Annotated in this window: 22 protein-coding genes and 2 pseudogenes; 20 read left to right on the top strand and 4 right to left on the bottom strand. The window is 35.7% G+C overall.

From position 1 onward, the window contains the following. Positions 1–6: 6 nt before the first annotated feature. The 18 genes and pseudogenes from pilM (at position 7) to NTY12_00405 (ending at position 18,809) form a co-directional block, all read left to right on the top strand. Positions 7–1,062, top strand: a complete 1,056-nt coding sequence (pilM, locus tag NTY12_00490; protein ID MCX6792485.1) for a type IV pilus assembly protein PilM — start codon at positions 7–9, stop codon at positions 1,060–1,062. 23 nt (positions 1,063–1,085) lie between these two features. Further along, positions 1,086–2,408, top strand: a complete 1,323-nt coding sequence (locus tag NTY12_00485; protein ID MCX6792484.1) for a hypothetical protein — start codon at positions 1,086–1,088, stop codon at positions 2,406–2,408. A 6-nt stretch (positions 2,409–2,414) separates the two neighbouring features. Next, complete coding sequence (locus NTY12_00480; GenBank protein MCX6792483.1) at positions 2,415–3,077, top strand: hypothetical protein; 663 nt, start codon at positions 2,415–2,417, stop codon at positions 3,075–3,077. 2 nt (positions 3,078–3,079) lie between these two features. Next, entirely contained in the window at positions 3,080–3,430 is a 351-nt protein-coding gene (locus NTY12_00475; GenBank protein MCX6792482.1) for a hypothetical protein, read from the top strand. 8 nt (positions 3,431–3,438) lie between these two features. Further along, positions 3,439–5,208, top strand: a complete 1,770-nt coding sequence (locus NTY12_00470) for a GspE/PulE family protein (GenBank protein MCX6792481.1) — start codon at positions 3,439–3,441, stop codon at positions 5,206–5,208. A 4-nt stretch (positions 5,209–5,212) separates the two neighbouring features. After that, positions 5,213–5,593, top strand: coding sequence for a response regulator (locus NTY12_00465; GenBank protein ID MCX6792480.1), 381 nt, complete (start codon positions 5,213–5,215; stop codon positions 5,591–5,593). Between the two features lie 3 nt (positions 5,594–5,596). Beyond that, positions 5,597–6,805, top strand: coding sequence for a type II secretion system F family protein (locus NTY12_00460; GenBank protein ID MCX6792479.1), 1,209 nt, complete (start codon positions 5,597–5,599; stop codon positions 6,803–6,805). A 96-nt stretch (positions 6,806–6,901) separates the two neighbouring features. After that, on the top strand, positions 6,902–7,327 hold the full coding sequence (locus NTY12_00455; protein ID MCX6792478.1) for a type II secretion system protein: 426 nt from the start codon (positions 6,902–6,904) through the stop codon (positions 7,325–7,327). Positions 7,328–7,396: 69 nt separating this feature from the next. Next, entirely contained in the window at positions 7,397–9,697 is a 2,301-nt protein-coding gene (locus tag NTY12_00450; GenBank protein ID MCX6792477.1) for an O-antigen ligase family protein, read from the top strand. 16 nt (positions 9,698–9,713) lie between these two features. Then, positions 9,714–11,360 carry a bifunctional glycosyltransferase/class I SAM-dependent methyltransferase gene (locus NTY12_00445; protein ID MCX6792476.1) on the top strand — a complete coding sequence of 549 codons (1,647 nt, stop codon included), beginning with the start codon at positions 9,714–9,716 and terminating at the stop codon, positions 11,358–11,360. A gap of 1 nt (position 11,361) precedes the next feature. Beyond that, positions 11,362–12,348, top strand: a complete 987-nt coding sequence (locus tag NTY12_00440) for a glycosyltransferase family 9 protein (GenBank protein ID MCX6792475.1) — start codon at positions 11,362–11,364, stop codon at positions 12,346–12,348. Between the two features lie 89 nt (positions 12,349–12,437). Then, complete coding sequence (locus tag NTY12_00435) at positions 12,438–13,070, top strand: hypothetical protein (protein ID MCX6792474.1); 633 nt, start codon at positions 12,438–12,440, stop codon at positions 13,068–13,070. A 3-nt stretch (positions 13,071–13,073) separates the two neighbouring features. After that, positions 13,074–14,393 carry a glycosyltransferase family 39 protein gene (locus NTY12_00430; protein ID MCX6792473.1) on the top strand — a complete coding sequence of 440 codons (1,320 nt, stop codon included), beginning with the start codon at positions 13,074–13,076 and terminating at the stop codon, positions 14,391–14,393. Further along, positions 14,386–15,081 (top strand): annotated as a pseudogene (locus tag NTY12_00425) (glycosyltransferase family 2 protein). Before NTY12_00430 ends, NTY12_00425 begins: the two are co-directional and overlap by 8 nt. A gap of 99 nt (positions 15,082–15,180) precedes the next feature. Continuing rightward, complete coding sequence (locus tag NTY12_00420) at positions 15,181–15,681, top strand: class I SAM-dependent methyltransferase (GenBank protein MCX6792472.1); 501 nt, start codon at positions 15,181–15,183, stop codon at positions 15,679–15,681. A gap of 6 nt (positions 15,682–15,687) precedes the next feature. Beyond that, a complete protein-coding gene (locus NTY12_00415; protein ID MCX6792471.1) occupies positions 15,688–16,482 on the top strand; it encodes a prepilin peptidase in 795 nt (264 codons plus the stop codon). Between the two features lie 5 nt (positions 16,483–16,487). Beyond that, the gene (locus NTY12_00410; protein ID MCX6792470.1) at positions 16,488–18,164 is read left to right on the top strand and encodes a CTP synthase; all 1,677 of its coding nucleotides are present in this window, start codon (positions 16,488–16,490) and stop codon (positions 18,162–18,164) included. Between the two features lie 6 nt (positions 18,165–18,170). After that, positions 18,171–18,809, top strand: coding sequence for a hypothetical protein (locus tag NTY12_00405; GenBank protein MCX6792469.1), 639 nt, complete (start codon positions 18,171–18,173; stop codon positions 18,807–18,809). 19 nt (positions 18,810–18,828) lie between these two features. Here NTY12_00405 and rpmA read toward each other — a convergent pair whose 3' ends face one another. Continuing rightward, a complete protein-coding gene (gene rpmA, locus NTY12_00400) occupies positions 18,829–19,125 on the bottom strand; it encodes a 50S ribosomal protein L27 (protein MCX6792468.1) in 297 nt (98 codons plus the stop codon). A 164-nt stretch (positions 19,126–19,289) separates the two neighbouring features. On the opposite strand from rpmA, the gene NTY12_00395 reads away from it, so the two are divergent. Beyond that, on the top strand, positions 19,290–20,012 hold the full coding sequence (locus tag NTY12_00395; protein ID MCX6792467.1) for an SIMPL domain-containing protein: 723 nt from the start codon (positions 19,290–19,292) through the stop codon (positions 20,010–20,012). 76 nt (positions 20,013–20,088) lie between these two features. Here the strand turns inward: NTY12_00395 and NTY12_00390 are convergent, their stop codons facing one another. Next, positions 20,089–20,421: a hypothetical protein gene (locus NTY12_00390; protein ID MCX6792466.1), complete on the bottom strand. Its 333-nt coding sequence runs from the start codon at positions 20,419–20,421 to the stop codon at positions 20,089–20,091. Positions 20,422–20,565: 144 nt separating this feature from the next. Between NTY12_00390 and NTY12_00385 the strand changes: the two genes are divergently transcribed. Further along, a complete protein-coding gene (locus NTY12_00385) occupies positions 20,566–21,150 on the top strand; it encodes an HD domain-containing protein (GenBank protein ID MCX6792465.1) in 585 nt (194 codons plus the stop codon). A 56-nt stretch (positions 21,151–21,206) separates the two neighbouring features. Here the strand turns inward: NTY12_00385 and NTY12_00380 are convergent, their stop codons facing one another. After that, on the bottom strand, positions 21,207–21,926 hold the full coding sequence (locus NTY12_00380) for a class I SAM-dependent methyltransferase (GenBank protein ID MCX6792464.1): 720 nt from the start codon (positions 21,924–21,926) through the stop codon (positions 21,207–21,209). 45 nt (positions 21,927–21,971) lie between these two features. Further along, positions 21,972–23,768, bottom strand: a pseudogene (gene uvrB, locus NTY12_00375) (excinuclease ABC subunit UvrB). Between the last annotated feature and the right edge of the window lie 751 nt (positions 23,769–24,519).

The raw sequence follows: 24,519 nt of genomic DNA, 5'->3' as shown, positions 1-24,519 counted from the left end.
TTCTGTATGGAAATCTTCAAATCATCGCTTCAAAGTTATCTTGGCATTGATATCAATGCTTCGAGTGTTAAGGTAGTCGAGTTAAAAAAACATGGCAACAAAGTTGCCTTGGCTACTTATGGTTTCAGTGAACATTTTAGTGAGGTCATGCCTAAGGAAAGCGCTCCGCTAGATATTAGGAAATCATCAGACTTGATTAAAAGTATTTGTCAGAAAGCGCACACGAGTACTAATTTAGCGCTAGCTTCTTTGCCTACCTTTTCAGTCTTTTCTTCAATCATAAATATTAACAACAGTGTTAACAAAAAAGATATTGAAGCCGCTATCAATTGGGAGGCAAAAAAAGTTATTCCGTTGCCTTTGCAAGATATCGTGATTGATTGGCAAATGGTTGATGAGGCCGCGGCGACTGCCGGCGGTCATAAAGTTTTGCTGACTGGAGCTCCAAAAAATCTGATCCAAAATTATGTTGGCATTTTTAAAACTGCACAATTAAATCTTTTAAGCTTAGAAACAGAAATTTTTGCCCTGATTAGATCACTGGTCGGTAATGACCGTTCATCAATTATGATTGTTCAACTTGGATCAACAACAACAAACATTTTTGTGGTTGATAAAACTGTTCCCGTGATCAATCGTAGTATCGCCGTTGGAGGAATAAATATTACTCAATCAGTTGCTTCTCATCTTAATATGACCCTGGCACAAGCAGAGCAGTTTAAGTATGACTTAATGTACAACGGGGAGGGCGAAAATATTGAAAAGCTTCCAGCTATGATTATTGAAGCCTTCAATCCGATTGTTAATGAAATAAAATATATTCTTGAAGTTTTCGGAAACAAAGACAATCGCCGCGTAGAAAAAATAATTCTAACCGGTGGCGGTGCTTTATTGCCAGGTTTAACAAACTATTTATCTGAAGAATTCAATTTAAATGTTATTGTTGGTGATCCTTGGTTCAGAGTGGCTTATCCATTTGAGTTAAAACCGATTCTTGATAAAATCGGACCCCGTCTAGCGGTTGCTATCGGTTTAGCTATGCGAGAATTTGATCATAAGTAAATGGTTTCGTATTTGTAAAAGGTATGGCATATTCGCCTCACATTAAATCAACCGGAGCAAAAGATTTATCCGGTACTAAGAAGTCGTTGGGCGGACTTTTTGTTTTTGTAAAAAAGATTTCTCGTTTTTTAAATAAAACCAAAAAAACTGTAAATACTCTGCAGACAAAAAGAGATATAGAGAGATTAGAGCGAGATAGGAGCAGGGAACACACTGAGCTCTTGCGACAGAGGCGTTCTTATGAAAATTTATTGCGTCACAGTAATACTAAATCTGACATACCAGTCGTTAATGATAATAAAAAAATACTTAAGCCAGTTCCAAAGAAAGAGCTTGATAAATTTATTTCTCAGCCTGAGCTTAAACAAGAGGTATATAAAGCAGAAACGGTTTTAGAAATACCCAGGCCAGCTGAAGTTGAAAAAGAAGTTGTCATACCAGAACCGATTGTTGATAAAATTCCGAATTCTCAAGATATATATCCTGTAGAAAAAAAACTGCTTGAAGATCCGATTTTTAATTCTAAAGAAACAGCTGAAAGCGTTGAGGAAATAGAAGCACCGGCTCCGTCTGTTGCGCCAAAAATAGAAAGTCGTAAGGTAGAGTTAGCAGTGCCATCGCCAATAGTTCAGGTGAAAGCAAAGAACAGTATTAATTTTTTTGAAAAGCTATCTACTTTGTTTTCTAAAACTTCTTTGGCAAAAAAATTGTCTAACGAAAGAGAAGCCGAGTCGGCTGTTATGAGCAAGAATGAAGTAGAAAGTCGTTTTTGGCAATCTTACAATGGTGTTAAGGCTAACTTAATAAAAGATCAGGTGGTGTTGTTCTTTAATTGGCAACAAAAAATGTTAACTCTATCACTGTCTCTTATTCTGTGCTGTTTGGCTATCAGTTTGGTTTATGTCAGTTTATTGATTTGGCAAAAAGAGAAGCTTAATGATAATAAATCAACTTTTGCAAATCAGGCAGCTATAAACAACGAAGTTGTAAAAAGCGAGAGTGAACTAAAAGAAATAACAGCTTTTAATAAGAAGCTTGATGCCGTAAGCTATATTCTCAATAATCATGTCTATTGGACAAACTTCTTCGTTTTCTTGGAAAATAATACCTTAAAAGACGTTTATTTCACTAGCTTTTCAGGTGATTTGTCTGGTAAATATAAGATCCCCTCTATTGCTCGTAATCTTGATGCGATATCGTTACAGCTTGAAGTTATGAAGGGGTATAATATGCTTAGAACTGTTCAGTATAGTGCGTCTCAGACGGTGCCTGCCACTGCCGATAAACCATCGACTGTTAAGTTTGATCTTGAAATGTCTTTAGATCAGAAGATTTTTATAAAGTAGTTTTTTATGGATAATAAGATAAATTTTAAAGCTAATAAACCAGAAAATGCGCTTTTGAAAAACGTAAGAGTTGTGGCCTTTAATATTTTCGCTGGCTTTTTTAATTGGTTTATTATTTTAATTTGTTTAATTATTTTAGCGGCTGGTTACTGGTGGTTAATAAAGCCAAAATATGATTTTATAAATAATGATACAGAGCTATCTTTTCGTAAAACAGAGTATGATGAAAAGGTTAGCTATCTTAAGCAGCTTAATGATATAAAAAATTTATATAAAACATCTATCAATCAATCTGATAAAGATAAAATCGATCTTATTCTGTCAGCGGGCCAAGATATTGATAGATTAAAAATTATTTTATTGCGTGAAGTTGATAAGGCAGTAAAAGAAAGAGGTGCTATAATTGATAATGTTGTTATAACTCCGCTTGATAATTCAAAAGAAAAAATGATTAAAATCAGTGATGAATCAAAAAAGGGTCAATCTTTTGATAAATTGGGTTTGGTTCAGGTATCTTTTGATGTTAAGAGTATAAATTATGAGCAGTTAAAGAGACTTTTAGCTCGACTAGAGTCTAGTTTAAGAATTATGGATGTGACTGATTTAAATTTTGATCCAGTTGCTCGTTCGGGAGGTGTTAAATTACTTACTTATCATCTTGAACAATAGATATGCTTTTTGAAGGTAATAAAAGTTTAATAATAACTTATGCGATTGCTCTGGGAGTTTGCGGAGTTTTAGTTTTTGTTATTATGAATTTTAATAGTTGGTTTTTCCCAAACAAGCAATTAAATTTAAATGTTTACACCCCAAGTTCTCGTGGTATGATTAGTGAGAAAGACCTGAAGTTCGGTCTTCTAAATGATAAGAAATTTACTTCGCTTGAGCCAATTTTAGCTAAAGGAGAGTTAGCTGAAGCAGGTAACAACACTGGCGGCGGCGGCACTGTAAGTGGAACAGTAACCCCGTCAGCTAAGCCAAAAATAGAGCTGCGTCGTAGCAGCCCCTTTGATCCATTTTAAGTCATACTATGGTTGTTAATCAGAATTTTATAGATAAGCAAAAAAAACTTTTAGACTTCGTTTCAAGTCGTAGTCTTATTAGTGCACAAACCGCGGCCGAACTGTTAGCCGAATCAAGTACTTCTAATAAGCCGGTTGAAGAAATAATCTATGAAAAGAATCTGATTAACATTGAAGACTTTGTTAAGGCTAAGGCTGCGTTTTTAAACTTCTCTTACGTTGATTTAGCTGACAAAGAAGTTCCTGAGGAAATTCTAAATATTGTGCCAACCAATGTTTCTGAGCATTATAAAATTGTTGCCTTCGATAAAGATAAAGATAGAGTAAAAGTTGGTTTAGTTGACGGTGAAAACTTCAAAGCAATCGAAGCGATGGATTTCTTAGCTCAGAAGAATAAGCTTAAAGTTGATTATTTTTTAATTTCCAGTTTTAGTTTTAATAATGTTTTTAGTAAGTACAAAAATTTTAGTAAAGAAATTTCCTCGGCTTTAGCGGTTAAGGCTAAAGAGGACTCTGATAAAAAAGAAACAGACATAAAGAAGGATGACACGGTTCAGTTTGAGGGGATTGTTAAGGATGCTCCAGTCGCTAAAATTGTGTCAGTTATTATTCGACACGCCGTCGAGGGCGGAGCGAGTGATATTCACATTGAGCCATTACCTAAGGAGACTCGCGTGCGCTATCGTATTGACGGCATGTTACATAACTCTTTAGTGTTGCCAAAAGATATTCACGCTTCAATCGTGGCTCGTATTAAGGTTTTATCCAATTTAAAGCTTGATGAAACTAGATCGCCACAAGACGGTCGTATTCGTTTAGTTATCAATAATCGTGAAATTGATTTCCGTGTTTCTTCAATGCCTTTAATGGGTGATGAAAAGATTGTTATGCGTGTGTTGGACAACACCCGCAATGTATTTACTTTAGATAATCTCGGTTTCATGGGCCATAACTACAAGGTTATTGAAACTGCTATCAAAAAGACTGATGGTATTATGCTGGTAACAGGTCCGACTGGTTCTGGTAAAACCACGACTTTGTATGCCTTGCTTAGTTTGTTAAACCTTGAGTCATCGAACATTGTTACCTTGGAAGATCCGGTAGAATATTCTATGAAAGGTATTAACCAATCTCAGATTCGTCCAGAAATCGGTTTCACTTTTGCGAGCGGTTTAAGATCTATTTTGCGTCAAGATCCAGATATTATCATGGTCGGAGAAATTCGTGATAACGAAACAGCTGAGCTAGCTATTCACTCAGCGCTAACAGGACACTTAGTTGTTTCAACTTTGCACACCAAAGACGCTGTTGGTAGTATCGCTCGTTTGCTTGATATGAAAGTTGAACCATTTTTGCTTGGCTCAGTTCTTAACATGTCTATGGCGCAGCGCTTGACTCGACGTATTTGCTCATATTGTAAGGCCGAGGTCAAATTAGAAGAAACTTTTTTCCAAGATTTAAAAAAGAAATTGGCCGAAATACCAGTTGACATAATTAAACAGTCGATTCCTGATTTTGATATTAATAATATTAAATTCTATCATGGTGAAGGTTGCTCTCACTGTGGTAAATCTGGTTATCGCGAACGTGTTTGTATTGCTGAAATTGTTGACGTTAACTCTGATATGAAAAATCTTATTTTAAAGAAAGGCGGTTCTATGACGATTGAGGACGTGAGAGCTAATCAACCTTTCTTGACAATGCAACAAGACGGACTAATTAAGGTTATTCAGGGTATGACTACAATTGAAGAAGTGATGCGTGTTATACAGAACTAATATTATGAAGAAAAAGGTAAAAATACTCTTTATTGAAGATGATAAGTTTCTTCTTTCAATGTACAGTTTGAAGTTCTTAACTGAGGGCTTTGTTGTTCATGGTGCTATGACAGCCGAAGAAGGTTTTGCTGAAGCTTCAATTTTTAAGCCTGATTTGATTATGCTTGATATTATGTTGCCAGACGAAGATGGTATTATGCTTTTGAAAAAATTAAAAAGAAGCAAGACTACTGCCGCTATTCCAGTTGTATTGTTGAGTAATTTAAGTGAACCGGCTTATAGAGAGAAGGGCTTGATTTACGGAGCGCTTGATTTTTGGGTTAAAGCTTACTATGACCCAACAGAGATTGTTGATAAAGTAAAAAAAATTTTAACAGACGAATAAAATATGCCAACTTTTAATTTTAAAGCCGCTAATCCTGTCAGTGATCGTCAAGAAAGCGGAACAATTGAAGCAGCGAATGAAGCTCAAGCAATTGATACTTTGGCTTCACGTGGTTTGCAAATTATTTCTCTAAAGGAATTATCTCTTAATGCTGGTTGGTCAGCTAATGAGTTGATTTCCCGTGTTACAACTAAAGATATAGTTTCTTTTTCGAGGCAGTTTTCAGTTATGGTTGGAGCAAGCGTTCCGGTTGTAGAGTCATTGAAGGTTCTATCTAAACAGATTACTAAACCTAAGCTCAGGAAGATCGTCGCCGAAATAGGTGATGAAGTTGACAGTGGTGGAAACTTATCGACTTCTTTAGCTAAACACCCAAAAATTTTTTCTAACTTTTATACAAGCGTTGTAAAGTCTGGTGAACAATCTGGTAAATTAGATGACTCTCTTAATTATATTGCTGATGAAATGGAAAAGGATTATGACATGAACAGTAAGATTAAGGGTGCCATGATTTATCCAATTTTTGTTATTTGCATGATGATTGGTATAGGTTTTTTAATGATGATGTTTATTGTTCCTAAACTAACGCAGATCGTTATCGAAACAGGTAGTGAACTACCGGCAGCTACAAAAACAATGATTGCCATATCTGACTTTCTTAACGCCTATTGGTGGACCTTGCTAATTGGGGCTGGTGCTTTAGCTGTAGCTATTAAGTTTTATTTAAAAACTAAACCAGGTCGTCTTCTATTTGATCACATAATTCTCAATATGCCTATTTTTGGTATATTGTTACAAATGATTTGCTTAGTTCGCTTTACTAGATCTATGAACACTCTTATCATAGGGGGTGTGAATATCTCTACTAGCTTGCAAGTTGCCGGTGAGGTTGTGGATAACGCTTACTATAAAAAAATTATTGATGACACGATTATTGAGGTGCAGAGCGGTAACTCAATATGCACAATATTTGTTAAAACAAAAGAAATTCCTAACATGGTTTCTCAGATGATGCTAGTCGGTGAAAAGACCGGAAAACTTGATGTTTCCTTAGAAAAAGTGACAAATTTTTATAATCGCGAGATAACTAATATGCTGGCCAATATGATGTCTTTGATTGAGCCTGTTTTAATGGTGACTATGGGTTTGGGCGTCGGAGTTATGGTTTGGGCTATTTTGATGCCGATGTATAGTGTAGTTAGTAATATATAATATTGCTATTGTTGTATTTTTAAATTTGGTGTATAATATACTTATATTTATAAAGGGTTATTTTTAAGCCCTACCTAAAAGAAACTTCATAATAATATGAATAAAATCAATCGTAAGGGTTTTACCCTCATTGAACTTTTGGTCGTCATTGCGATCATTGGTGTGCTCTCTACCATGGCTGTTATAGCTTTGGGTAATGCTCGTACAAAATCTCGCGACGCTAAGCGTGTGGCTGATATGCGTCAGATGATGTCTGCTCTAGAGTTATATTATAATGACGGTGGTTCTTATCCAACCAATGTTACCCCTGGTAACTCATTGGTTTACAGCACAACGACCTATATGGCAGTAGTTCCATCTAACCCTTCTCCAAATAATGATGGAAATTGTCCAACTTCAGGTAACTACACATACACCCAGATTGGTTCCGGTACTTCGTATATTATTACTTACTGCATTGGTGGACAAATTGGAGATTTAGGTGCTGGTACTCATCGTGCAACACCTGCTGGATTGAACTAGTAGTTATAGTTCTAATAGATTTTAAAAAAGATCATTTCATTTTGTTATGGTCTTTTTTTTATAAAAATTATGATTATCAATAGAAATCAAAAAATATTTTTTAACGTTATAGAATGGTCATTGCTCGCTGCTGTGTTTTTTGTCCCTATATATTTTGCTTTTTTTCAGGAAAACTACACTGTTTTTGACTTAAACAAATCAGTCTGGCTTAGACTATGTCTAATGATCGCTGTTACTGCCTGGTTGCTATTTTTTTGTTTAAGTAGTAAGTTAATAATTTTTAAATCTAAGAAAATAATTTTAGCTTGGGGAGTATTCTTTTTAGCTGTTGTCATAAGTACTATTTTTTCGCTTCACCCAATGATTAGCTTGCTTGGCACCTATGAGCGTCAGCAGGGGCTTAACAATATTGCAGCTTACTTGATACTTTTTATTTTTATAATTACTATTTTCCGAAGCAAGTCTCAGCTAAAGCGTTTAATAGTGACTTTAAACATTTCTGCCGCAGTAACATGTTTGTACGGCTTAACTCAATGCCTTGGTTTTGATTTCTTGTATTGGTCTGAAAGTTCATTTTCTAGAATATTCTCAACTTTTGGGCAACCCAATTTTTTCGGTCATTATTTAGTCGTGATGATTCCTTTGACAATTTATTCAATTTTCTTTATAAGTCGTCGTTTTTACATTCGTATTTTATTTTTTATTTTATTGCTCAGTGAGTTTATTTGCCTATTATTCACTTCCAGTCGTGGTGCATGGATAGCCTTACTAGGCACCTCTTTTATAGCCTTAGTTTTTTGCCTCTGGCATTTTAAAAAACGGTTTATATCATTAGCACTGGTAGTGTTAAGCGCTGTCTTTGTTATTGTTTTATTCACACCTAGCGTTCGATCAAATTTAGTGTCGCGTATCGACTTTAGCAACAATTTTTTTGTCAGAGCAATCAGTATACTTGATTTTAATAATGGTTCAGTCAATATTAGACTCAAATATTGGAGCGCTTCTTGGCAGGCAATTGAGCAAGCTCCATTTTATCGCCAGTTATTTGGCTTTGGTCCTGACGTTGAGGCGAGTGTTTTTGCGCGTATGTATCAACCTGATTGGGCCTATGCCGAAAGACTCAATTCATTCCCAGATAGAGCTCATAATAATTTTTTTGATATTTTACTTCAATTCGGTTTTGTTGGATTGTTGTCATTGTTAACCTTGATTTATCTCTGTATTGAGAGAATGTACAAAGTGCTGGCCAGAGAGAAGGGTGAAGTTTATTGGTTAACTCTAGCTATCGGAGCTTCTTTACTCGCTTATTTTTTCAATAATCTATTTAGTTTTTCTTTAACTGCCATGAGCATGTTGTTTTATGTTCTGCTTGCTTTGTCCTGGCGCGTAAATAGTACCTCAGAGCAAATTGACTATAAGTCAGTTGATTTTTTTCACGCTTCTTCGCGTTGGTTGATTAGTGGTGTCGGCATAATATTCATGACAACAATATTTTATGGCTACAATATTCGTCCCCTAGTAGCGGATTATTATTATTTCCAAGTAAAAAAAGGTGAAGCTGAGAAAGACTGCTGGAAAATTGTGAATAATATAGAGAGTGTAATGGAATGGTATCCAGCTAGTCATTATTATTCTCGCGCTTATCTTCATCATAATGTAAATTGTCTCTCAGCAATATCTTCCGAAGAGGCTAAGAATAAGTTGATAAATAACATTATTGATCAAACGAAAAATATTCCGCCCAAAGAAATTCAACTATATACCTTGATTGACCTATCTCACGCCTATTCGATTCTTGGTTATTATTCTGACCCCAAGTATTATGGTATAGCGGAAAAATATTACCAAGAAATGCTGCTTATTAACCCTAATATTACTACTACTTATCAGGATTACGGACGTATGAAATTATGGCAAGCAAAATATAAAGAAGCGCGCAAGATATTTTTAGATGGCATTACCGCCTCTCCTAGTTTAGAAAAGGCAGTTTCCGGTAGTGGGCACACGACCGTTATTGCTGAGCAATTAGGATATTTTTATCATCTAATTGGCCTCACCTATAGTGGCGAGAAAAACTTTGATCAAGCAATCATAAACTATAAAAAAGCTTTAGGAATTTATCCTGAAACAGTATCTGCTTATAAGGAGTTGGCTGATATTGCTTATCAGCAAAAGAATATTAAATTGGCGATTGAGTATAACAAGAAAGGTTTTGCGATTGATTTTAATAATAGTTTATGGCCCTTTGGTTTAGCTAGTTTATATCTCGAGCTAGGCGACAAGACCACAGCCTTGCGTTATGCTAATGAAGTGAAAAATATTGATCCAAACAATGAAAAAATCAATGGACTAATGGAAAAATTAAAATAATTTTTTCTAATATTTTATGAATGATAATAAGCTTGTTAAAATTTCCGCCTGTCTAGTTGTCTATAACGAGGAACTTGTTATTGAACGCTGTCTTAAAAGCATTGCCTCTGTAGTTGATGAAATTATTGTTGTCCATGATGGGCCTTGCCAAGATAAGACTTTAGAAATTGCTGCGAATTACGGAGCAAAGATTATTATTGCGCCAAGAACAGGAGAGGCAGAGCCAATTAGGTGTTTAAGTTATGAAGCTGCTCAGGGTGAATGGATATTACAGATTGATGCGGATGAATTTTTGTCTCCCGAGCTTCAGGCTGCTTTACCTAATTTAATTCAAGATGATAGCGTTGATTCATTTGAGTTTTTATGGCCGCTCTATGATGGTAAAAAATATGTAAGCAGTAATTGGCCATATAAGAGATGTCTTTTTAGAAGATCCGCTATGTCGTTTTTAGGTTTATTACATTACGTTGTCGATGTTGAGGGTAGCGTTAAAGAAGTCCCTATTTTATTAGAACATCGTCCTAATTACAATAATTATTCCTGGAAAATTTTTGTAAAAAAATGGGTTCCCTGGGCAAAATTTCAAGCTAGCCTATATCTTAAAGATTTTTCAGAAATTAAAAAATTTAATTATTCAAGAGACAATTGGCCAAGAAGTATTTTTTTACGTCGACATTGGCCACTGTTGATTGCCGTTCCCGACTTTTTTATTGTTGTCTTAAAAAATTTATACTCTGGTGCTTATAAAGAAGGACTCGTCGCCTGGCGATCAGCCTTCATGCTAGGGATTTTTCGTATAGTGATTGATTGGAATATATTTTTAGGAAAAAAGAAGAAAACAGTTAAGATGCCTGAGATAGTTTGTCCTTGCGGTGGTGATACATATACCAAATATTGGTATGATACGGCAGGGAGAAACATCTCAATATTAGCTTGTAAAAACTGTGGTTTGGCTCGTACTTGGCCAATCCCTTTGCAAGATAACTTGTTGATCGAATATTATCAAGCAAGGCATGATCACGAAGATCGGTTTGATCGTCTTCCTGAGTGGGAATATTTTTCTGGCAATACTATTAAGTTATTAAAGAAATGGAAAAAGACAGGCAATCTGCTCGATGTTGGCTGTAGCCTTGGAGTTTTCGTTGCTGAGGCAAAAAAATATGGTTTTGATTCAATGGGTATTGATTTGTCAGAAGGGTCATTAGAACTAGGCGAAAAGAAATTAGATTTAACTGGGCGCTTGAAGCTTGGCACACTCGCTGAACAGTCTTACCCCGATAATTATTGGGATATTATTACTTATGTTCATTGTTTTGAACACATAGAAAATCTGGATTTAGAATTGAAAAATATTAAGCGAGTTATTAAGCCAAGCGGAATATTATTAATAGAGGTACCTAGATTTTTTAGCGCCTGGCGGCTTATCTTGGGATATAAGTGGTATGGCTTTTCTCCTTTTCAGCATATCTGGCAGTTTGGCAATAAAGGTCTCTGCTCTACTTTAGAAAGGAATGGCTTTGCGGTAGTTAAGGCGTATACTAGAATAAATATGTATCATAAGGCCTCGTTTAATTTAAGGGGTCTTTTAAAGATTATTATTAAAGTTATATCGTTTATTACTGGTACTGGTGATAATCTTATTGTTATTGCTCTTAAGAGATAATATGAATCTATTTTCTGGTTATTATTCCTATAAGAAGAAATCTTTTTTGATCATAGCTTTTGTTGTTGACTCTCTGTTGTTTCCCGTAAAATTTTTTATTAGAAGTACTTCTTTTGTCAAACTAAAGCTAGGTTCTGGTGATAAGATTTTAATCTTTAGCTTAGGAGGTTTAGGTGATGCCGTTTTACTAGAGCCGCTAATACGTTTTTTAAACAAGAGACATTCGACTATAAAGATCGATGTTATTACTAATGATTTATCAGCTAAAGTATTAAAGCTTATACCCGGTATAGATGAAATAATTATTTTTCCTGATTTTAAGAAAGGATTTAACCCTGGTCAGTGGATAAAATTCTGGTATAAGAATAAAATTAAGCTGTTGAACTCCTATAAGGTAGCTACTGATACTAACGGCGATCCTTTGGCAATTATTTTTATGTTAGCTAGCAGAGTCCCTTGTCGTGCGGGATTCGTTAATGGTGGATTGGGCGCCTTCTTGCACATTGCTCATGATAATAACGAATTGATTTCGCGCACCAAACAGTTATTAAGTTTTTGCGACGGCTCGGAAGAAGATTCTATTCCTAAAATAGAACTTAGTTCAGGCATATTAAAATCTGAAGCAGAATTTATTAATCAGATAGAGAGTAATGATTCTTTGCCTCGACTAGGTATACATCTAGGCGCAGGTGAAGCTACGAAGATTTTCTCTCTCGACTCATGGATTAAAATACTTAATAGTTTAATAGGACGATATAAAATTTTTTATTTTGGCTCTCTTGATGATAAAAAGACTTTATATAACATACCTTCCGAACTAAGCAGTAAAATAATTGACCTGAGCGGGATACCTTTTAATCAAGTCGTCTCTGGTATTTCAAAAATGTCTTTATTCATTGGCCATGATTCAGGGCTTACTCATATTGCTAGTGCCATGTCAGTTAAATCTTTGTGCTTATTTTCCCTGGTTCATGACCCTGATGTTTAGGCGCCGAGATCTGCTAAAATCTTAACTTTTAATCATCAGGCATTAGATAGCTTGACATCAAGAGATGTGATATCTTATATAGATAATTTATGAATTTTTTCTTGTACCAGCCGGAGCTATTTTACTCAATAAATATAATTCCAGGACAGATTATAGGCTCAATTTCAGCCATTCTCTTTTTTGGTGGCATTTTTGCTTCTATTTTATTATTTGGTTTTTCTTTGGCTAGGCTTTTTAAGTGGCCAATTAAAAATATTATCATTATCTCGGCGTTAATAGCTTGGTTACCCTTGCTTTTTCAATTCAGTTATAGTTCAATTATTGATTTTAAGAATATATATAATTTTGTTGATGCTCCAGAGGAAGCTCAGATTCTTTGGCGTTATTGCAGCCTGGATAGGAACCATGGTTTGGGTGGTGGAATCTGTGGTATATACCCATTTGCACAGGTGTCTAAGAAATTAATTCCAGCAGGCGCAAGTGTAAAGATTTTTAGTACGAATATTGGTATTTACTTACGTTATTTTTTGTATAACTATTTTGTCGTCACTAATCAGGATACAGCAGACTATTTTATTTTATATCGTAGCTCTAAGGCATTTGCTTTCGAGGATGGAAAATTATATATACTAGAAGGCAACGATCGACGATATTTGGGTGATTTTACAATGATAAATAGATTTGATGCGGACACAGCTATTTTTAAAAGAGTTATAAAATAAATTATGTTAGCAGTTATATTATTTTTTATTTCATTACTATCAGTTGGCGCTTGGCTACTTAATTATTTTAAGCTGAAGCAAGGTTTTCGTTATATTGCTTTGGCTTATGGGCTTGGCGCGGCTGTTATTTCTTTAGAATTATTTTTATATTTTGTTATATTTAGATTGTCTTTCTCATTTTTTATTTACTATTTTATAAGTTTACAGACCTTAGCTGCTCTTTGGTTTGTTTTTAAAAAAATAAAATGGAGCAATAATTTTATTTTTACTTGGCATAAAAAATATTCAATTTCGCTAGTTATTGGCTTGGTTGTTGTACTATTTTTAGCTCTAAATTTTATTCAAGCTATTTCTAAGCCAATATTAGCTTTTGACGGCATTGCTTTTTGGTCAATGCGAGCTCAATCTTTGATAGTAGACAAGGCAGTTAATTTTAATTCCAACAGTTATAATTATTTGGCAGCTTTTAGTTTAAAAAACTACCCCTGGCACTACTCTTTGCTGGAGTATTGGCTCCGTTTACTCGGAGGATCAGGCGGCTATTTGAATTTAATATCTTGGGGTTACCTTGTGGGTTTAGTGATACTGATAGTTGAGGCCGGTAGACGGTGGCTAGGTGAGTGGCAGGGTTGGGTTTTTGGTCTTTTCTTTGTTTCCATGCCATTTATTTATTATCATTCTTATAATAATTACGCTGACATAACCCTCGCTTATTATTCAGCTGTCGGTATGTTATTTTTTATAGAATGGTTAATGAATAATAATCAGAAGCTGTTATTCATAGCGGCGTTGTTTAGCGGCTGGGCTATGTTTGTTAAAAATGAAGGAATTTTTTGCGTCATAGCTTTTGTTGGTGCTTTATTTTTAGCTAAATTGTTTAAGTTGATTGACTTAAAATGGCGTAAAATCGGTTACGGTTTATTGTTTTTAATTTTCCCGATTGCTCCTTGGTTAATTACTAAGGCTGTTTATGGGCTTGGTTTTTCTAACGTGGAAGGCGCTTTTGCTTGGCATCCTGAGATTTTTTACTCCCTTTCTCAGAGTTTATTTGTTAGCAATAATTGGAATACTTGGTGGGTTATTTTTGCGCTGGGGTCTGTTATAATGTCTAGGATGATAGTTAGAGACAAATCCCTTTTGACAGCTTGGCTTATGTTTATCTTTTTGAGCGGCGGTATTATTGCAATGTATGCATTTACTGAACATTATCTTTGGGCTATGGATAATACGGCAATTTCTAGGACGATAATACCTTTAGCTTCGACTTCAATTTTTATATTTATGGCTTCATTGCATGTTCTGGACTTAAAAAAATATGAATAAAATAAGCATAATTATTCCTGTTTACAATGAGAAGCAAACTATTCTGAGTTTGCTTGATTTAGTTAAGAAAGCGCCGCTTAGTCGTTCGATTATTTCAGAGATAATTGTGATTGATGATTACTCAAGCGACGGTACACGCGAGATATTAAAAAATCTAAATGATCCGCTGATTTCTGTTATTTATAAAAACAAAAATGCTGGCAAAGGATCTTGTTTGCAAATTGGTTTCGAGAAAGCAAGTGGCGATATTATGATTATTCAAGATGCTGATTTAGAATATGATCCAGCAGATTATGAAAAACTTGTTGAACCGATTATTGATAAGCACGCTGATGTGGTTTACGGCTCTCGTTTTATTGGTGGTCGCCCAAAGAACGCTTTATTTTTCTGGCACGCTGCCGCTAATCGATGGATGTCTACTTTCTCAAATATTTTCACAAATTTGAATTTAACTGACATGGCAACTTGCTACAAAGTATATAATAGAGAGCAGGTTGACCGTTTTCGTGGGCGCTTAACTTGCAATCGCTTTGCTATCGATGAAGAGTTGACTGCTTGGGTGGGGCACGGTAAAGCTAGGGTTTATGAAGTTGGCGTGTCTTATAATGGACGTAGCTATGAAGAAGGCAAGAAAATTAATTGGGTTGATTGGCTTGAGGCAGTTTGGTCAGTTGTTTGGTTTAACTTAATTGCGCCTCGCTCATTTGTTGAGCGACGAGTTACTCGGGGTTGGGGACCGCTCGATCGGTTTTTAACTATATGGCGTTCCAACAAAGCAAAGAGAATTTTGTCGGGATCAGACAATGAAAGAGTTTTAGATATTGGTTGCGGTGCCTATCCATATTTTCTAACTAAATTAAATTTTAAAGAAAAATATGGTATTGATCAGTCAGCTGCTAAAAAAATTCCAGGCGTAGATCTGAAGCAGATTGATTTTAAAGATTCTCCTTTACCTTGGTCAGATAACTATTTTGATGCCATAACTATGTTGGCTGTAATTGAACACCTTGATGTTGAAACAGCTAAAAAATTGTTAAAAGATATTTATCGCTTGTTGAAACCAGGCGGAAGATTAGTGATTACAACACCAAGTTCTGGTGCGGACAAGCTCTTGAGGCTTTTGGCTAAAATGAAACTAATTTCTAGCGAAGAAATAAATGATCATAAGCAATTTTATACAAAGAAATTAATTCGTGAACAGTTAATTGAATCTGGCTGGTCTAATGAATCTATTTCTATTGGTTATTTTCAAATAGCTTATAATATTTGGGCACTTGCTAAAAAATAAAAATATATGGATAGTTTATTTATTGTTTTTAGTTTATTTTTTGGGTTTATAATTGGCAGTTTCTTAAACTGTTTAATTTGGCGTCTTTACGAAGACGAGTCAATGGGCGGTCGCTCACATTGCCGATCATGTAAAAAAACTATTGCCTGGTATGATAATTTGCCAGTAATTAGTTACCTTATCTTAGGTGGCAGTTGCCGTCATTGTAAAAAGCACATTTCTTGGCAGTACCCAATCGTTGAAGCTTTAGTTGGCTTATTTTTTATGTTAGCTATTTGGCGACTGATTAGTGAATTCGGCGCCATAGATTTGTGGCAGCTAAATAATTGGTTAACTTTATTACGCAATTGGTTTTTGATTAGTATCTTCACAATTATTTTTGTCATGGATTTACGTTGGTTCGTTATTTTTGATCGAGTAAGCTTGACTGCTGCTGGAGTGGTTTTGGCATTGAATCTTTATCTAGGTTTCAGCTGGCAGAGCCTCCTAATTTCTGCTACAATAGGAACTGGTTTTTTCCTAGTCCAATTTATTGTTTCTCATGGCCGCTGGATTGGCGGTGGCGATATTCGTTTAGGCCTACTCTTAGGAGTAGCTTTTGGCTGGCCTAATGTTTTGCCTGCTATTTTTTTAGGTTACGGCATTGGTGCTGTAGTTGGTCTTTTGCTGTTAGCTTTTGGCAAAAAGCATTGGGGCTCCAAATTACCGCTAGGAACATTTTTGTCTGTCTCGGCTTTGATTGTTTTACTATACGGACAGACAATAGTTAATTGGTATTTAAATTTTATTAATTTACGATAATAAATATGCCCAACAAAAAAAAGAAAACTAATAAAGCAACCACTAAATACATTTTCGTTGTTGGTGGTGTTATGTCTGGCGTTGGTAAAGGTGTCGCCGCAGCTTCTATTGGTCGTATTTTAACGGGCAGAGGTTTTAATGTTAGTGCAATTAAAATTGATCCATATATAAACGTTGATGCTGGTACAATGAACCCAATTGAGCATGGTGAGGTTTTTGTAACTGAAGATGGTGATGAAACCGACCAGGATGTTGGTAATTACGAAAGATTTTTAAATAAAAATATTTATCGCGATAACTACATGACAACTGGTCGTGTTTATCAAGCGGTGATTGAGCGTGAAAGAAATCTTGAATATGGTGGTAAATGTGTTGAGGTGGTGCCTCATATTCCTTTGGAAATAAATTCTCGCATTGAAGCAGCGGTTAAGAAGACCGGCGCCGAAATTATGATTATTGAAATCGGCGGAACGGTTGGTGAATACCAGAACCTGTTGTTCTTAGAAGCCGCTCGTATGATGAAATTAACTCGTGGTCGAGATGTGGTTTTTGTAATGGTAAGTTATTTGCCAATTCCATCTCAATCAAGCGAGATGAAAACCAAGCCAACACAATATGCTATTAGAACTCTAAATGCGGCTGGTATTCAACCCGATTTTATTATTGCTCGTAGCGCTAAACCAATTGATCAGCCACGTCGCGAGAAAATTGCGGTTAATTGTAATATTCCCGCTGAAGCCGTTATTTCTGCACCTGACATTGAATCAATCTACGATGTGCCAGTTAATTTTGAAAAAGATAATTTAGGTGATCGCTTATTAGAGCATTTTGGCATAAAAACTCGCGGCAAAGATCTTGTTGAGTGGAAAGCCATGATTAGCCGTATTAAGACCGCTACTAAAGAAGTTAATATTGGTATCGTAGGTAAGTATTTTGTATCTGGTAGTTTTACTTTAACTGATTCTTATATCTCAGTTCTAGAGGCTATTAAACACGCCGGCGCAGCTAATCATTGCAAAGTAAAAATTCATTGGCTGTCTTCTGAAGAAGTTGAGAAAGAGGGAACTAAGTTGTTGAAAAAATTTGACGGTATTATTGTTCCCCAAGGTTGGGGAACGCGTGGAGCTGAAGGCAAGATTAAAACTATTAAATATTGTCGTGAAAATAACATTCCATATTTTGGTTTGTGTTACGGTATGCAAATGGCTGTGATTGAATTTGCTAGAAACGTTGTCGGTCTGAAAGACGCTAATAGTAGAGAAGTTGATCCTAAAACTCCATATCCAGTAATCGATATTATGGAAACACAAAAAGCTGCCCTGAAAGCCGGTAAGTACGGCGGCACAATTCGTTTAGGCGGTTGGCCATGTCGCTTAGTGCCTAATACTCATTTAGGAAAAGTTTATGCGAAAAAGTTTGGCGCCAAAAAAGTTGTTTCCGAACGTCATCGTCATCGTTATGAATTTAATCCAGAATATCGAGAATTGTTAGAAAGCAAAGGTTTGGTTGTTTGTGGAACCTCACCTGACAATAGTATTGTTGAAGCCATTGAAATAAAGAATCACCCATTTTTCATTGGTACGCAATTCCATCCTGAATATATATCTCGTCCATTAGATCCACATCCTTTGTTTGTAGAATTTGTTAAAGTTTGTTTAGCTTTAAAAGATAAAAAGAAATAGATAGATATGGCACTACCAGGAACTCATATTAGGGCTGCCTTAGAATTGAAAGACAAATTAATAGTTAGCGACCTTAAACCGTATCTCTCGGGTACGGTTTACCCGGATAGTCGTTATGCAACCAAACTTAGCCGAGACTTAACTCATAGTGAAGAATATACCAAGAAATCATTTTATGAAAATAGTGATTTCAAAAAGGGCTGGGCAGTTCATCAGCTGTATGATGAATCTCAGTACGAAGCTTTTATTAATAATCTTGGTTTTTTATTTTCTTCTACCGAACCTATACTGGATAATTTTTCAGATGATTGGTTAACTTTAACAGCGCTTAAGGTAGTACAAGACATATTAGATATTCAAACTTTCCCAATCAAAGATTATCTTTGTTGTTTAGATTATGTAGAATGTCCTAATAACGAAATTGAAGAAGATTTGAAAGATTATAATGCCGGTATTGTTAAGATGTATAAATCGTTACCAACTCAACCGACTGATTATTACAGTAGGTTTACTTTTCTTAAATTCAAACCGGGTCTAATTGATAAACTACTAAAACGAGCAGAAGAGTTCTCTGTTAATCAGATAATTATGGAAAAACTTAAAAATATATTTACTGAAACAATAAAAAAAATCCCTCTCGCTTGAGAGGGATTTTTTATAAGTATTATTTCTTATCAACTTTAGTTTCAGGTATAACGCTAACAACCTTGGCTGACTTTAGTTGGCCGGTAAATCTTAGTAATTTTCTAGTAGAAAATTTAACAATACCAGTAACTACGGCATAAAGAGTATCATCGTTACCGCGGCGTACATTCTTGCCTACGCGATACTTGGTACCTCTTTGGCGTACTAAGATTGCACCAGCGTGAACAATCTGACCATCTTGTAATTTAACGCCGAGTCGTTTACTTGCACTATCTCGGCCCAGGGTAGTTGAACCACCGGCTTTCTTGTGTGCCATATTTGTTTATATGGAGAGACGCGCCATGGCGCGTCTTTACCAAAAGTTTTAAATATTAAAGTATTATGAGTATATATAAAAATTGATATATTGTCAATAATTGGGTTTGTTGTAGATAAAGATTGGGTGTATAATCAAGATATTAATTAAAAATGTATAAAAATATGCAAGATAATAACCTTTCTAAGGTTGCCTGGATATTGGGCTTATGCTTGATAATAAGCGCAGTAATCGGAGCTGGTGTCTTTTATAAAGTAAAAGGCATGGATCGCTCTTTAACTGTAACCGGCTCAGCTAAAAAGACAGTCACGGCTGACGTAGCTAAGTGGACAGGTTCATTTGCTCGTACGGTGTTTGAAGCAGATTTAAAGTCCGGCTATTCTTCAATGGCCAATGATTTGAAGGTTGTTAAAAAGTTTTTTACTGATCGCGGTATCAAAGAATCTGATTTAGTAATTTCACCTATTTACTTAAATCAACAATACCGTGATCCAAATAGCCAAGGCCCTCAACAGTATATTCTAAACCAGACTGTTGAGATACAAATGAAAGATATTAAAAAGATTACTGATTTAGCTAAAGACACTCAGGCTTTAATAAATCAAGGCGTTATTTTTTCGCCCCAAGCTCCAGAATATTATTATTCAAATTTGCCTCAAACCAGAATCGATTTGCTAACCGACGCAGTGAACGACGCTCGTGCTCGAGCTGATAAGATTGCCTCAGCTGGCGGACGCAAAGTTGGTTCTCTAAAAACCGCTGATGTTGGTGTAACGCAAGTTACCTCGGTTAACTCAATTGACATTACTGATTATGGAACCTATGACACTTCTAAACCAGATAAAGATGTAATGATTACTGTTAAGACTACTTTCTCCTTAGAATAGAATCTCTAATAGATAATAAATAACGCTGACAACTTTTGCTGTCAGCGTTTTTTAATAGATTTACTCTTGTTCGGTTTTAATTTGATTTTAGAATCTTCGCTTTCTGATTTAGATATTTAGCGAACATCAAATAGTTTAATGGCACAATATAAGAGTTAGTAAAACTTTCAAGATAGTTTTCTTCCTTAGGACTGAATAGGCTTTTATCTAATTCCATGGAAACAGATTGAATTTCCGGCCAGGCTAGAAAGATAGTAATGGTTAGCGCCATAATGCAATGACCGATATGACTTGGCAACCAGTTTTCTTTCCTAATGCTTTTACTCAAAAACTTTTTCCTAATAAAAATAGAACTAACGATTAGTCCTACAATTGCTATAGAAACTATCAAGCTTGTAAAAAGAACCATAGATTCTTATCTCCCTTTTAAATTTATTTTTGTTTGCTTAGATAATAATGTATTATTTGATTTTTGTCAATCGTCAACTTGACGAAACACATCATATCTTTTAAGCTGGGGTTAAATTATTGTTGAACCTTCAAATATTAAATTATGAATAAAAACTACTATCTAGGCATATTGGGCTTAGAAGGAGAAGATGCCATGCTTGCTCAAATAATCATAAATCGCTTGCATGCATTACCGCGGACTGGTTGGGTTGACAGGGGAGTTAAGAACCCAGAAACCGTTGGAGAGCATACTGATCAGACCGTCCTGATAGCAAAGAAATATTTTGCTTTTAGGGGATTAAAAAAAATGCTCATAATCCATGACTGGGCAGAGTCAGATAAAGCTGTTGGTGATATTCGCACGGATGTTAATTGTCCAAAAAAAAGCCGCTGCAGCAAAGAAGAAAAATATAGAAGAGAGTTAAGGGCTATGGAAAATATTTGTTCAGGTTTTAAATCAGGCGGTGAAGAGATATTGAAGCTTTGGCTAGAGTTTGAAGAAAGAAAAACTTTAAGGGCCAGAGTTGGTGGCCAGATAGATAAGTTTCAGATGATTAAGAAGGCGTATTCTTATCAAAAAACTGGCCAGCCAATATCAGCTGAAGAGTTTTATATTCATAGTGGACCTGAAATTAGCAATGTTGTTTTGCGCCATGCGCTAGATAAAATTAAGCTGACGCTTAAATAATTTTTAGCATTTCAAAGAACACTGACAACTAAGTTGTTAGTGTTTTTCATATACTTTTACTTTTTCGCAACAACAACCATATGTGAACCGATGTTATAAAATACATCACCTAGTTTAATCGCAATATTTTTAATGATTTGTGGAAGATTTTTTGTCATTGGACACCAAAAATTAGGAGCCATTATTCTTTCTACTGTTGCCCCATTATCATTTAACTGTTTGGCGATTATTCTGGTTGTATAGTTACGTATATGTCCTGCGCTACTATCGTCAATTTTATATTCAGAATATTTTGGATATCTACCAAGCATTAAAAGAAGTCTGTTTTGAAGACTGGCTAAGTTTGGTGTAGATAAAAATATATAGCCGCCTTTTTTTAGGACGCGCAGAATTTCTTTAATAAAAAAGTCTGTGTCATATAAATGTTCAATCACTTCACAGGCAATAACAGCATCAAATGTTTCGTCGTTAAATCCGAGACCTTCTTCAACGTTCATGACTTGAGCTTCAACTCCATTAACGCAAGCGGCTTTTACTGCTTCTTCTGCGATATCAATTCCAACTACATTGTAACCACGTTTCATTAGTAGTTTAGAAAAAGATCCATCAGCGCAACCAATCTCAAGAATCTTTGCATTTGTTTTAGCAAATACTTTGTCTATTTCTCTAGCGGTTTTGAATAGATATACTTTATCTAGAAAAAAGTTATTTTCCGATTCAAGGGCAGCGTGGCTAGCGTAGCGTTTGTTATTAAAATTTTTGATTGTAATACTCATGTTTCTATATTAGTGTTTTTAGTCGCCTGAGTCTAGTGGTTGATAATCTTTTAGACCAACGGTTTTTGGCACAATGTTATATTCTTCATTATAATCAGCCTGAATTTTGCGGCGACGATTAGTCACATCAATAGCCAAGCGCATGGCTGGTGTAATTTTGTCGCCATACATAATAACTTTGCCTTCAACGTGACGAGCGGCACGACCAATGGTTTGGACTAAAGCTGTTTCATTGCGCAAAAAGCCGCTCATATCAGCGTCTAAAATTGCGACTAACGATACTTCGGGTAAGTCTAAGCCTTCACGCAATAAGTTAACTCCGACTAAAACGTCAAACACGCCGGAGCGTAATTCTTTTAATATTTCGACACGCTGTAGCGTATCAACCTCGCTATGAATATAGCTTACTTTTATGCCCTCATTAGTTAGGTAATCAGTTAATTCTTCAGCCATACGTTTAGTTAAAGTAGTAACTAAGACACGCTGCTTTTTGCGTACACGTTTATTAATTTCTAAGACTAAGTCAGTAATTTGATGCTCAGTTGGTCTAACTTCAATTTCAGGATCTAATAAACCAGTTGGACGAATAACTTGTTCTACAACTTGTTTTGAATTATCAATTTCATAAGCCGTTGGTGTGGCGCTAACGTAAATTACTTGATTCACTTTAGTTTTGAATTCAGTGTAAGTTAGAGGACGATTGTCGCGTGCACTAGGCAGACGAAAACCAAAATCAATTAAAGTGTTTTTTCTTGAAGCATCACCAGCGTGCATACCGCGAATCTGCGGCAAAGTCACGTGCGATTCGTCGATGAATAATAAATAATCGTCCGGAAAGAAGTCGATTAAAGTTTCAGGCGGGGAGCCGGCGACGCGACCAGACAAAAGACGAGAATAATTTTCAATACCTGAACAATAACCAGCTTGGCGAATCATTTCTAAATCATAATTTGTTTTTCTCTCTAAACGATCAGCTTCGCCAATTTTATTTTCAGCTCTTAATTCTTTTAATCTACTTTCTAATTCAGCTTCAATCAAGCCAATAGCATCATGCAGTTTTGGCTCTGTTGTCATGTAATGCTTGGCTGGTAAAATAGAAATTTTATCTAAGCTCTGACCTTTGTTGTCATCTAAATCAATTAACCAGATAGCTTCTTTGGACGGTGTGATAGTAAAAATAATTACTTTTTCAATTGTGTCACCATTTAGGTTAAGGCGAACAATCGCCTCACCAGTGGCTAGGTGAATATCGACACGGTCGCCGCGCACGCGAAATTGTCCGCGACTAAGTTGTTTGTCGTCGCGCTCGTATTGAATCTTAACTAGGCGGCGTAAAATATCATTGCGCTTAATTGTTTCGCCAACTGTAAAAACTTGGCTTAAACTTAAGTAGTCAATTTTTTCGCCTAAACCATAAATACAAGAAACACTCGCTACAATAATTACGTCCCGGCGATTAATAAGTGATTGCGTGGCCGCGTGTCGCAAGCGATCAATTTCTTCGTTAATGGTTGCCTCCTTTTCAATATAAGTGTCTGTTTGGGGGATATAGGCTTCTGGCTGGTAATAGTCATAATATGACACAAAGTAATGTACGGCTGCATCTGGGAAAAACTGCTTAAACTCGCTATAAAGCTGGGCTGCCAAGGTCTTATTATGGGAAATTATAAGCGTAGGCCGTTTAACATCAGCAATGATATTAGCCATTGTAAAGGTTTTGCCTGAGCCAGTGACACCAAGTAGGGTTTGGCGTTCAAAGCCCTTTTTAAGGCCTTTTGTAAGCTTGTTTATGGCCTCTGGCTGGTCGCCAGTAGGCTGGAAGGTAGATTGGAGGGTGAACATAGTGAATTCACTATATCATGCCTTATATTTAGGCACAATCAGTCGAAAAAATTGTAAAATTATTATTACATTTTTTGAGCATTTTACATATTTTAGCTAAAATAAGCCATTATATTTAATAGATAATTGTTAGGACTTGACAATATTTTGAATATAGTATATACTATGGGTAATTAACAATTTTTTAACCAAACACGAAGGGGGTGCTATGGGTTGCAGCTAACGTTTTTCCGTGGTGGGGCAGAGGGATTAATATAGTAATTTTTCTGCTCCAGCATTCCCGGATTTCAACTTTTAGTTTGTTGCCTTAACATATTTTTCGTTTTTCTCTAATTTCCCATAGAAAGGAGGTTCACCTTGGGATCAATATAATTGTCATATAAACGTCAGCGCGGTAAATGAGCTGCTAAAAATTAGCAAGATTGGCTCATAACATTTTTTTGAATGTAATTAAAAAAAGAAAGACCTGCCTTGAAAAAAACTAGCACATTGCTGTTATCTGGATAATGCAGAATAAATACGTTCATTATCAAGATTAAAACATCAAAGCTGAGATGATGCAAAAAGCCATCCAGCTTAAATCAAAAGGGAAGTTCAGAAATGACTTCCCTTTTTTATTATCCAAAAACCGCCCGCGGTAGCGGGCGTGTGCGTTTGATGGCGTAGCCCATGGGGCTATAATTAAAGTAGCTAAACTAGTAAGGAGGTGAAATATATTACAAATGCACGTTTATACAAACTCGACCATTGC

It is taken from the genome of Candidatus Falkowbacteria bacterium (assembly GCA_026396835.1).
Lineage (GTDB): Bacteria > Patescibacteriota > Patescibacteriia > Patescibacteriales > Patescibacteriaceae > Patescibacterium.
Note: the sequence above shows the minus strand (reverse complement) of the source record. Positions and strands in the feature narration are given on the sequence as shown.

What these genes read in the sequence shown, in the direction of transcription:
- NTY12_00390 (MCX6792466.1), bottom strand. Translation starts at nt 20,421, where the DNA reads ATGGTTCTTTTTACAAGCTTGATAGTTTCTATAGCAATTGTAGGACTA.
- NTY12_00460 (MCX6792479.1), top strand. Translation starts at nt 5,597, where the DNA reads ATGCCAACTTTTAATTTTAAAGCCGCTAATCCTGTCAGTGATCGTCAA.
- NTY12_00455 (MCX6792478.1), top strand. Translation starts at nt 6,902, where the DNA reads ATGAATAAAATCAATCGTAAGGGTTTTACCCTCATTGAACTTTTGGTC.
- NTY12_00395 (MCX6792467.1), top strand. Translation starts at nt 19,290, where the DNA reads ATGCAAGATAATAACCTTTCTAAGGTTGCCTGGATATTGGGCTTATGC.
- NTY12_00465 (MCX6792480.1), top strand. Translation starts at nt 5,213, where the DNA reads ATGAAGAAAAAGGTAAAAATACTCTTTATTGAAGATGATAAGTTTCTT.
- NTY12_00485 (MCX6792484.1), top strand. Translation starts at nt 1,086, where the DNA reads ATGGCATATTCGCCTCACATTAAATCAACCGGAGCAAAAGATTTATCC.
- NTY12_00445 (MCX6792476.1), top strand. Translation starts at nt 9,714, where the DNA reads ATGAATGATAATAAGCTTGTTAAAATTTCCGCCTGTCTAGTTGTCTAT.
- pilM (MCX6792485.1), top strand. Translation starts at nt 7, where the DNA reads ATGGAAATCTTCAAATCATCGCTTCAAAGTTATCTTGGCATTGATATC.
- NTY12_00440 (MCX6792475.1), top strand. Translation starts at nt 11,362, where the DNA reads ATGAATCTATTTTCTGGTTATTATTCCTATAAGAAGAAATCTTTTTTG.
- NTY12_00415 (MCX6792471.1), top strand. Translation starts at nt 15,688, where the DNA reads ATGGATAGTTTATTTATTGTTTTTAGTTTATTTTTTGGGTTTATAATT.
- NTY12_00430 (MCX6792473.1), top strand. Translation starts at nt 13,074, where the DNA reads ATGTTAGCAGTTATATTATTTTTTATTTCATTACTATCAGTTGGCGCT.
- rpmA (MCX6792468.1), bottom strand. Translation starts at nt 19,125, where the DNA reads ATGGCACACAAGAAAGCCGGTGGTTCAACTACCCTGGGCCGAGATAGT.
- NTY12_00435 (MCX6792474.1), top strand. Translation starts at nt 12,438, where the DNA reads ATGAATTTTTTCTTGTACCAGCCGGAGCTATTTTACTCAATAAATATA.
- NTY12_00450 (MCX6792477.1), top strand. Translation starts at nt 7,397, where the DNA reads ATGATTATCAATAGAAATCAAAAAATATTTTTTAACGTTATAGAATGG.
- NTY12_00480 (MCX6792483.1), top strand. Translation starts at nt 2,415, where the DNA reads ATGGATAATAAGATAAATTTTAAAGCTAATAAACCAGAAAATGCGCTT.
- NTY12_00410 (MCX6792470.1), top strand. Translation starts at nt 16,488, where the DNA reads ATGCCCAACAAAAAAAAGAAAACTAATAAAGCAACCACTAAATACATT.
- NTY12_00380 (MCX6792464.1), bottom strand. Translation starts at nt 21,926, where the DNA reads ATGAGTATTACAATCAAAAATTTTAATAACAAACGCTACGCTAGCCAC.
- NTY12_00405 (MCX6792469.1), top strand. Translation starts at nt 18,171, where the DNA reads ATGGCACTACCAGGAACTCATATTAGGGCTGCCTTAGAATTGAAAGAC.
- NTY12_00475 (MCX6792482.1), top strand. Translation starts at nt 3,080, where the DNA reads ATGCTTTTTGAAGGTAATAAAAGTTTAATAATAACTTATGCGATTGCT.
- NTY12_00470 (MCX6792481.1), top strand. Translation starts at nt 3,439, where the DNA reads ATGGTTGTTAATCAGAATTTTATAGATAAGCAAAAAAAACTTTTAGAC.
- NTY12_00385 (MCX6792465.1), top strand. Translation starts at nt 20,566, where the DNA reads ATGAATAAAAACTACTATCTAGGCATATTGGGCTTAGAAGGAGAAGAT.